Origin of the sequence: Legionella londiniensis (assembly GCF_001467825.1) — a bacterium.
In the GTDB taxonomy this organism is placed as follows: domain Bacteria; phylum Pseudomonadota; class Gammaproteobacteria; order Legionellales; family Legionellaceae; genus Legionella_A; species Legionella_A londiniensis.
Genome location: NZ_LNYK01000014.1, coordinates 26,134 through 34,878, shown reverse-complemented (window position 1 = coordinate 34,878; position 8,745 = coordinate 26,134). Strand labels below are relative to the sequence as shown.

Sequence of the window (8,745 nt, the reverse complement as noted above, 5' to 3'; positions counted from 1 at the left end):
TTGGAGGTATACCACCCAAAAGAAAATTGGCTCTAGCAGCCTAGGTTTCTACTTTTAGCGTCAGTTAAAAATGGGGGGATTACCTACAGATTAATGCCACTTATTGGGTGTGAAACTTATAGGGCGTGATCGTCGAGTTACGGTTGAAAGTTGTGTACGGAGGTAATTGAAAAAAAGATTGTGCGGTGTAGCCTCATTAACTGAAGAAGGTTAATGGAAAAAATCCAAAGAGGAGACACCACGATGGGAAACGATACCGTTGTTTCATTCAAAAAACCAGTAGTGATTGATGATTTATTGACAGAGACACTGAGAGCTGGGGCAAGGCAATTATTGGCAGCGGCGATTGAAGCAGAAGTAGCAGAGTTTCTGGAGACTCATAATGGAGCGGGAGAAAAAGCCCGCTTTGTACGGAATGGTTATTTGCCAGAACGAGAGATTCAGACAGGAATAGGCCAAGTGGCGGTTAAAGTTCCACGGGTACGCGACCGTTCGAAGTCATCGGATGGGATTGGCTATGTTTCCAATCTGGTCCCCAAGTATTTAAGACGTAGCAAAAGCCTGAATGACTTTTTACCGTTACTCTATCTGAAAGGGATTTCCACGAATGATTTTGTCGAGGTTTTAAAGCCCTTGATTGGCAGTGAGGGAAAAAACTTGTCTCCCGGAGTGATTAGCCGTCTGAAAGCGAGCTGGGAACAGGAGTATGCCGCATGGTGCATATTCCAGTCAAAATGATCACCGATTCCAGAAAGGATTTGATCAGTCATTCCGGGGTATTTGATCACCCCAATGACTCACCCGGAGGATTATCTTTAAGCAGATGGGGTATGTAAAGAAGTTTTTCTTTTTCTCAATGATTCCCCACTAAGTTCCAGGCGGATGGCATTGTGTAGGAGTCTGTCAAGAATGGCATCTGCAAGAGTTGCGTCGTTGAGGTGTTCGTGCCAATGAGTGGTTGGCAACTGGCTGGTAATGATGGTTGAGTGTCGTTGATAACGATCATCGAGCATTTCCAGTAAATCCCTGCGTTGCTCCTCATCGGGTGCAACCAGCCCCCAGTCATCAAGAATAATGACATTGATTTTAGCAGTCTGAGCAAGCCAGTTGGCATAGGTTCCATTGGCTTTAGCAATTTTAAGTTCATTCCAGAGTCTTGGCAGGCGGAAATAACGTGCAGTTAATCCAGCCAGACAAGCTTTATGGGCGAGAGCACAAGCAATATAGGTCTTGCCACAGCCAGTTGGTCCGGTGATGAGCAGGTTAAGGTGTTGCGTTAGCCATTGGCAACGGGATAGCTCGGCGAACATTGCCTTATTAATGCCGCGCGGGTGTTTAAAATCGATGTCCTCAAGGCAGGCATTTTGTTGCAGACGCGCCTGGCTTAATCGTCTTTTGAGCTTGCGATTGTCACGCAGCAGCCATTCCCGTTCAATCAGCAAGCCAAGCCGTTGCTCGAAGTCGAGGTCGGGCAACGGTCTTTGCAGTTGCTCGATAAACGCGTCAGCCATGCCGGTTAGCTTCAACGAACGTAGTTTATCCAGAGTCGGATTATTCAGCATCGATATTCTCCTTATGGTTTATTGATAGTAGTCCGCACCGCGGATATTGGTATGATGCGCAATCACTGGCGTTGATTGGCTTTCAGTTAGAGTGGCTTCATCCATTTTATTTTTGAGCAGGGTTTCCACTTGCTGGAATCGGGTAATACCGGTTTGCAGGGCAATAAGACAAGCCTTTTCCAAACGAGCCTCGCCAAAGCGTTGCCCCAGGCGCAATACTCCCAGACAAGAACGGAAGGCTTGCTGTGGGAAAGCGCGGGAAGCAATCAACTGTTCAATAAACATTGAGGTGTTGGGTCCCATTTTCAAAGCCCATCGCTTTATCCGCTCCGGTGTCCATTCAGCATGAGCGCGATGGTTTTTGGGCATGTGCTCGGCGAGTGTTGTATACTGGTAGCGTTTATTGCTGCGAGGATGTGCGGCTATCCGCTTTCCCTGATAAAAACATTCCACCGTTTTAGTTGTTGCCCTGATTTCCACAGCGTGATGGATATACTGACAGGGAACGCTGTAATAATGCTCTTCGAAGACAAAATGGTAATCGATATTGATTTTGGCCTGCTTCCATTCAGCATACTGATAAGTCTCCTTGGGCAATGGTTTTAAGACAGGCTTATCCACCTGCTCAAAGAGTTCCAGACGCGAGGTTTTCATTTTTTGAAAGCACTGACGGTTAAATGCAGCAAGCCTGGGTTTAATCGCTGCATTAATTTCGGAAATGCTGGTAAAAGTAAGATGTCGAAGGGGAGCTAAAATTTGTCGTTCTATGCACCCCACGGCATTTTCGACCTTGGCTTTGTCTTTCGGGGAAGCCGCCCGGGCGGGTACGATGGCAAAACCATAATGCTCACCGACATGCTGATAATTGGCGTTGATATCCGGGTCATACCGATGGGCTTTGGTGACACCGGATTTCAAATTATCCGGCACAACCATAGCGCTGACACCGCCAAAATAATTCCACATCCGGATATGAGAACCAATCCAATCCGCCAAAGACTGGCTTTCTGTCACATCAACGAAGGTAAACTGCGAAGCACCCAGACTGCCGACAAACACCTGCGCCTCATGGATTTCTCCTGTGGCAGGCTCAAGCCAGGAGATTGTCATCCCAGCGTAATCCACATACGTTTTTTCGCCTGCTTTGTGAACCTGACGCATAACCGGACTGATTTGCTTCACATATCGCTGATAATGTTCGCAGAATCGGCTATACCCTATGCCATTAGACTCATTCTCACGGTATTCCCGCCATAGCAACATTAATGTCATGCCTTTCTTGCGAAGCTCTGTATGTACCTGTTCCCAATCCGGCAATGACCGTTTTTGTGAAGGTTGTTTCGCAGGCATAAATAACCGCTCATGTAATTCAACTCTTCCATCTTAAGGGCTGCTGGCCAAGTTATTCCCGCCATTCGAGCCCGATAAAGATAATTCGATACCGTTCCAGGGCTAATATTCAAACTTCGCCCAATCTCACGATTACTTCGATTTAACTCGTAATGCTGTCTTAGTGTTTCTTGAATTTTACGCATGCTTAATGATCTCACTGATTTAATCCGCTTGTTCAATAAGCGAATAATTGTACAAAATTAAACCTTAGTGAGTCTTTAAGGTGATCAAATACCCAGGAAACAGTGATCAAATAACACCGGAATGACTGATCAAATGTTTTTGGAATGAGTGATCAAATGATCCCGGAATCGGTGATCATTTTGGGCAGGAATACACATGGATGATTATATACAATGTAGTGGTCGTCCTGCGGTAACCAGACAAAGAAGTTTGGGACAATGGGACGAAAAAATCGCCAGGTCTCTTTAAAAGAGGAAACTATTGGCATATCGATAAAGCGGTCTTTGGATGCAGAATTCGAGAAAGCACTGGTACGGGCAACCTCGAAGAAGCTGAAAAATACTTTGCCAAGCGTATCGAAGAAATAAGACAGGCTAGTGTGTTTGGTGTACGACCAAAGCGCACTTTTATGGAAGCTGCTATTAAATTTTTGGAGGAAAACCAACATAAGCGGAGTATACGTTCTGATGCGGGGCGTTTGCGGATGTTAGTGCAACACATAGGCAAAATGTCGTTAGACTCTATTCATATGGGTACTTTACAACCTTTTATTGAAAAAAGACGTAAGGAAGGAATTAAGTCCAGAACAATCAATCATGGTTTACAGGTTGTGCGTAGGATTCTTAATTTAGCAGCAACCGAATGGATAGATCAGTTTGGCTTGACTTGGTTGAGCATGGCTCCAAAAATCAAGCTATTGCCCGAGCATGATTTGCGTAAACCTTACCCGCTTAATTGGGATGAACAACTTAGGCTTTTTGCCGAGTTGCCCGAGCATCTAAGAGACATGGCTTTATTTGCTGTGAATACTGGATGCAGGGAGCAAGAAGTGTGCCAGCTTCAATGGGACTGGGAAATTAAGGTTCCTGAAATGCCACACTTATTGGTTTTTATTATTCCGTCCGAACTTGTAAAAAATGGTGATGAGCGTTTGGTGATATGTAACCAGACAGCCAAAGAGGCTGTTGAACGCCAAAGAGGTAAACATATGCATTATGTATTTACCTATAAAGGCGATCCGATAACAAGGATACATAACACTGCTTGGAAGAGTGCTCGCAAAAGAGCTGGATTGGAATGTGTACGGGTTCACGATCTGAAACATACATTCGGCAGACGTTTACGTTCTGTTGGTGTGAGTTTTGAAGATCGACAAGATCTGCTTGGGCATCGCTCAGGACGGATTACAACCCATTATTCTTCAGCTGAACTGCAGAATCTCTATGAAGCTGCCAGTAAGGTCTGCGAAAAACAAAAGAGTGGCATAGTACTCACTTTACTTCGCAATCCTAATTACAAGAATGGTAAAACGAATACACAAAGCAGCAAGGTAGTAAGTTTATGACTTTGTGTTTTATGTGCCCCACAAAATCCCCACACAGGATTTTTCGGGTTGGGAAAATTGATTGTAAGTTATTGATTTAATGGTGGCCAGAGGCAGAATCGAACTGCCGACACGAGGATTTTCAGTCCTCTGCTCTACCGACTGAGCTATCTGGCCCCAAGAGGTTGCTATTAAACTCCGAGATTGTTTTAGAGTCAAGTAGTAAACGTGGGATTTTCAAAAAAATATTATTTCTTGATATTATCCTGTTAAAAATTGAGCGAAACCGACATTCCGCAACTTCGCTTTTTGTTAATTTATTTCTGGAGAGTAGCCGGCAGGCTTATTAGAGCCTTCACCGAAAAAGTACTTTTGCATTTCTTCCTGTAAAAATTGTCGTGCCTTTGGGTCAAGCAGGCTTAAGCGGTATTCATTAATCAGCATGGTTTGGTGATCAAGCCACATCTTCCAGGCTTGTTTAGAGATATTCTGATAAATTTTTTCACCTAACTCGCCGGGGAATGGGGCTTTTTCCATACCTTCAGCTTCTCTTTGTAACTTCGCACAAAATACTGTTCTTGCCATAAAATCGCTCTATTGTTGTGAATATGGGGCAATTATGCTGAATGCAGGGGCTAAGAGCAATAAATTCTGCTGACTCAGGATGATTTTTCAACGGTTAAGCTCTCGCTGCTTAATGCTTCAACTGATGGTATTGAAGGAAGCAATGATTTCTGATTATTTGACAAAGCCTCATCAAGGCTTACAAAGCGATACCCTTTGTCCTTATACATTTGAATCACATCCCCGAGAAAATGGCTATTTAACAAATTGGCATGGATTAACAATATTTGAGTCGTTGCGCCATTTTTTGCTTTTTTCTCTGCTTTTAGGGTTTGATTCCAGATAAAGTTCAAATATCGTTGCTTGATGCTGTTCAGGTACTGATTTCTCTGGCGCCAGTGTATGGCGAGTAATTGCTCGTTGAACTTAAAATCTTTGCTGTCTATAGTAACAGGGGCAACAACATAGTCGTTGCTGATAAGAAAATCACGTACCTTGCTTTTGGTTTCGCCCACCCCTTCTGCCAGATACGGGTAGCGAAAATATTTAGGCCTAGAGAGCATCAATGGAGTGAGGATTTCATCGGCGCGGGCAATATCTTCCATGTACTTATTGGCATCAGTACGATTCAGGTTGGCATGTGAAAAAGTATGATTCCCAATAACAAAGCCTGCATTATGGAACTGTTCGAGTAACTGCCACTGATCTTTTTCAATCGTCCCGGCTACCACGAAACCTGTGGCAGGAACCTTATGATCAATTAATGTTTGCATGATTTTCAAAAATCGCTCTTCTTCCCGGCGCAAATTGCCTGGATTGTTGTGAGTAGTGCCCACAAAAGGCAAATCATCAATCGTAATGGTAATGGTGCGTTCTTGCGCAAGACAAGGATGAGTGATTATACTAACGATCACGGCAAGAAACAGGCAATATTGTTTTATCATTGAGCGTCCCTTATCAATGATTAGTATAATGAATAGCTTAGCAAGTATTATGCAAATTGCATAATACCTTATAAAAAATTGCTTGTATGGCGAACTATCTATAATGGTCTAATATAATAGTTGTCAGTTCTGAAATTTTTTCAAGGAGGAAATGATGAAAGATTCAAACAATTTTGCTGCTTGTGCCTGGGCGTATCGATTTGAAATTTTGGGACTTGTTTTATTGTTTATCGCAACAATTCTCACTTTGATTACGTTCAACGGCATCGGCATTGCCGCAATGTTTATTGTCGGTGCAGCCCTATGTTGCCACAAATGCTTTTCAAAAGGTGTATGCGGCATATGCCATCCTGAGTGTGTTGAAGAAGATGAAGAGGAAAAATCAACCGCTAAAAAAACAGCCGCTCGGAAAACAACCAAAATTTAAATACGCTGGTTGTTTTTTCCAAGGGATGAAAATGTCATGGAGACCTGTTTTGCTTTTTGGTATTGTTGAATGCAATCGTTCCAATATATGAGTGGATTATAATGAAAATCCTTTTAAGCGGCTTATTGTTGTTTTTTCCCCTTTTGGCAAGTGCGGCAAATACCATGTCTATCGAAGTTGATCCCCGCAGCAAGCAATTTCAAGTGCCATTATCAGCAAATCCGACAACAGGCTTTCAATGGACAGTCAAGAAATTTGACAAGCAATTGCTGCGCTTGAAAAAAAGTGAATTTATTGCCTCCAAGACCAAGCGTATAGGTGCTGGCGGTAAAATGATATTCACCTTTGAACTGCTTGAGGTTAAATCCTACCCTGAAAGTACAGATATCCTATTTCAATATGCGCGCCCGTGGGAAAAGAAAGATGGTTCCTTGCAGCAGGTAAGGGTTCTGTTTCAACAAAAAAAACTGGATAAATCAGATCAATAAGTCAAGCATACAGGGAGTTCAGAGCGCCTCCCGGACGATGACTTCGCCTAATCCGGGAGAAGAGCTGTACTCAAGTTTAAAATGGTACCAATCAGATGCACATTGCGCAGCCAATTGATGGTGAGTGGATGCTAATCAATGCGCTTAAAAGGTAAATATCTTGGCTCCCAGAACTGATCTTGAATGAGCTTTTCGAGATCTGCATCATGATTGCATTGTGCAAGCCCCGATTCAATGGCGCTTTTGGCAACGGCTACGGCAATACTTTTTGCAACTGCCTGGGCATCATCGAGGGAAGGTAACAGAGGCAGAAAACTGTCTTTTTTACTGGGTGAAAACTCACTCAATGCCTGTGCTGCGGCCCAAATCATCGCTTTTGACAACCGTGTTGCCCTTACTGCCAATATCCCAAGGCCAATGCCTGGAAAAACCAGGGCATTATTGCATTGTGCGACCTGAACGAGGCGGTTTTGATATTCAATAGCGGGAAACGCGGTTCCTGTAGCGATGAGTGCTTTGCCATTACTCCAGGTTAAGATGTTAGACGGCTGTGCCTCACATTTTTCATCTGGATTGGACAAGGGAAAAATGATTGGCCGCTCGCTATAAAGCGACATGGTTTCTACAATATCCTGAGAAAAAGCGCCTGGCTGTGCTGAGCAACCAATTAAAATTGTAGGTTTGACCTGGCGGATTGTGTCAGTTAATGACGCATGCGTTTTATCGTTTATAGGCCAGTTAGCAATTTCTTCAGGGTCACGGGCATAGGGTTTTTGGGATTGAGTTAAATCAGGATCATTGTTTAGCAGCAATCCCTGTTTGTCAATTAACCAAAAACGTTGGTAGGCTTCTTTCAAGCCGAGGCCACAACGCACCAGGGCATCCACAATCTGATCACTGATTCCTGTCCCGGCCGATCCTGCACCGTAAACAACAATTCGATGCTGATCCAGCGGTATGCCTGTAATATCACAGGCAGCGAGTAGAGCAGAAAGGGTCACGGCGCCAGTACCCTGAATATCATCGTTAAAAGTGCAGAGTTCATTTTGGAATTGGTCGAGTATGCGTCTTGCATTGCCGCGTCCTAAATCTTCCCAGTGCAGGAAAGCATTGGGGAAATGTTTGTGGATGCTGTTTACAAATGCATGTACAAAGGCATCATATTTTTCAGCGCTAATACGCGGATGGCGGCAGCCGAGATACATGGGATCATTTAAAAGTTCCTGGTTATTTGTGCCCACATCAAGGAATACTGGCAATGTCCGAGTAGGATCAATTCCTCCGCACAGGCTGTATACCATTAATTTAGCAACCGGAATATCCATGCCGCCAACGCCTTGATCGCCAATGCCAAGCACACCTTCGCCATCGGTTACCACAATCAAATCAATTTCGGGGTTCGTGCGGTTATTAATGATTTCGTCAATATGATTTTGATCAGTATGGGCAATATATAATCCTCTGGGCTGCCGATATTCCCTGCTGAATGATTTGACCGCGGTTCCTACAATGGGGGTATATATAATGGGAAGCATTTCAGCCAGATGCCTGCTCAGTAATTTGTAAAACAAGATCTGGTTTTTATCATGCAGGTTATTGAGATAAATATTTTGCTGCAACCGGCTGGTATAGCTTGAAAATTGCAGATAAGCCCTTTTGACCTGTTCTTCCAGGGTTTCGACACGGTTTGGCAGCTTGCCGAGCAAACCAAAAGCACGGCGTTCCTCATGGGTAAAAGCGGTTCCTTTATTCAGCTGAGGGGTGGTCAGCAAGTGTTTACCATGCACAGAGGTTTCAATGAACCATTCGCCGGTTTCAAGGTCACGTTTTGTTTTAAAGTTAAGCATAATGTTTAACCGCG

7 protein-coding genes, 1 tRNA gene and 2 pseudogenes are annotated in these 8,745 nt (G+C 43.9%); 4 read left to right on the top strand and 6 right to left on the bottom strand.

Annotated elements, in window-relative coordinates:
* Positions 1-243: 243 nt before the first annotated feature.
* Positions 244-720 (top strand): annotated as a pseudogene (locus Llon_RS03875) (transposase); the annotation flags it as partial.
* 95 nt (positions 721-815) lie between these two features.
* On the opposite strand, the gene istB reads toward Llon_RS03875, so the two are convergent.
* Both istB and istA read right to left on the bottom strand, forming a co-directional pair.
* A complete protein-coding gene (istB, locus tag Llon_RS03870) occupies positions 816-1,562 on the bottom strand; it encodes an IS21-like element helper ATPase IstB (protein ID WP_058528756.1) in 747 nt (248 codons plus the stop codon).
* A gap of 18 nt (positions 1,563-1,580) precedes the next feature.
* Positions 1,581-3,097: pseudogene (istA, locus tag Llon_RS03865) on the bottom strand (IS21 family transposase).
* A gap of 449 nt (positions 3,098-3,546) precedes the next feature.
* On the opposite strand from istA, the gene Llon_RS03860 reads away from it, so the two are divergent.
* Positions 3,547-4,482 (top strand): tyrosine-type recombinase/integrase, encoded by a 936-nt coding sequence (locus Llon_RS03860; RefSeq protein WP_058528755.1) that lies wholly within the window; start codon positions 3,547-3,549, stop codon positions 4,480-4,482.
* 80 nt (positions 4,483-4,562) lie between these two features.
* Here the strand turns inward: Llon_RS03860 and Llon_RS03855 are convergent.
* From Llon_RS03855 to Llon_RS03845, 3 genes are all read right to left on the bottom strand, one after another.
* Positions 4,563-4,638, bottom strand: a tRNA-Phe gene (locus Llon_RS03855).
* 135 nt (positions 4,639-4,773) lie between these two features.
* Positions 4,774-5,046: an oxidative damage protection protein gene (locus Llon_RS03850; RefSeq protein WP_058528754.1), complete on the bottom strand. Its 273-nt coding sequence runs from the start codon at positions 5,044-5,046 to the stop codon at positions 4,774-4,776.
* A 74-nt stretch (positions 5,047-5,120) separates the two neighbouring features.
* Entirely contained in the window at positions 5,121-5,969 is an 849-nt protein-coding gene (locus Llon_RS03845; protein WP_058528753.1) for a polysaccharide deacetylase family protein, read from the bottom strand.
* 154 nt (positions 5,970-6,123) lie between these two features.
* Here Llon_RS03845 and Llon_RS03840 point away from each other — a divergent pair, with 154 nt between their 5' ends.
* Both Llon_RS03840 and Llon_RS03835 read left to right on the top strand, forming a co-directional pair.
* Positions 6,124-6,396 carry a hypothetical protein gene (locus Llon_RS03840; RefSeq protein WP_058528752.1) on the top strand — a complete coding sequence of 91 codons (273 nt, stop codon included), beginning with the start codon at positions 6,124-6,126 and terminating at the stop codon, positions 6,394-6,396.
* Between the two features lie 101 nt (positions 6,397-6,497).
* A complete protein-coding gene (locus Llon_RS03835; protein WP_058528751.1) occupies positions 6,498-6,884 on the top strand; it encodes a protease inhibitor I42 family protein in 387 nt (128 codons plus the stop codon).
* A 131-nt stretch (positions 6,885-7,015) separates the two neighbouring features.
* Here Llon_RS03835 and Llon_RS03830 read toward each other — a convergent pair whose 3' ends face one another.
* Positions 7,016-8,731 (bottom strand): NAD-dependent malic enzyme, encoded by a 1,716-nt coding sequence (locus tag Llon_RS03830; protein WP_058528750.1) that lies wholly within the window; start codon positions 8,729-8,731, stop codon positions 7,016-7,018.
* Positions 8,732-8,745 lie beyond the last annotated feature (14 nt).

Excerpts from the sequence above, each read along its gene's own strand:
- Llon_RS03845 (WP_058528753.1), bottom strand. The coding sequence starts at position 5,969 with ATGATAAAACAATATTGCCTGTTTCTTGCCGTGATCGTTAGTATAATC.
- Llon_RS03835 (WP_058528751.1), top strand. The coding sequence starts at position 6,498 with ATGAAAATCCTTTTAAGCGGCTTATTGTTGTTTTTTCCCCTTTTGGCA.
- Llon_RS03840 (WP_058528752.1), top strand. The coding sequence starts at position 6,124 with ATGAAAGATTCAAACAATTTTGCTGCTTGTGCCTGGGCGTATCGATTT.
- Llon_RS03850 (WP_058528754.1), bottom strand. The coding sequence starts at position 5,046 with ATGGCAAGAACAGTATTTTGTGCGAAGTTACAAAGAGAAGCTGAAGGT.
- Llon_RS03860 (WP_058528755.1), top strand. The coding sequence starts at position 3,547 with ATGGAAGCTGCTATTAAATTTTTGGAGGAAAACCAACATAAGCGGAGT.
- istB (WP_058528756.1), bottom strand. The coding sequence starts at position 1,562 with ATGCTGAATAATCCGACTCTGGATAAACTACGTTCGTTGAAGCTAACC.
- Llon_RS03830 (WP_058528750.1), bottom strand. The coding sequence starts at position 8,731 with ATGCTTAACTTTAAAACAAAACGTGACCTTGAAACCGGCGAATGGTTC.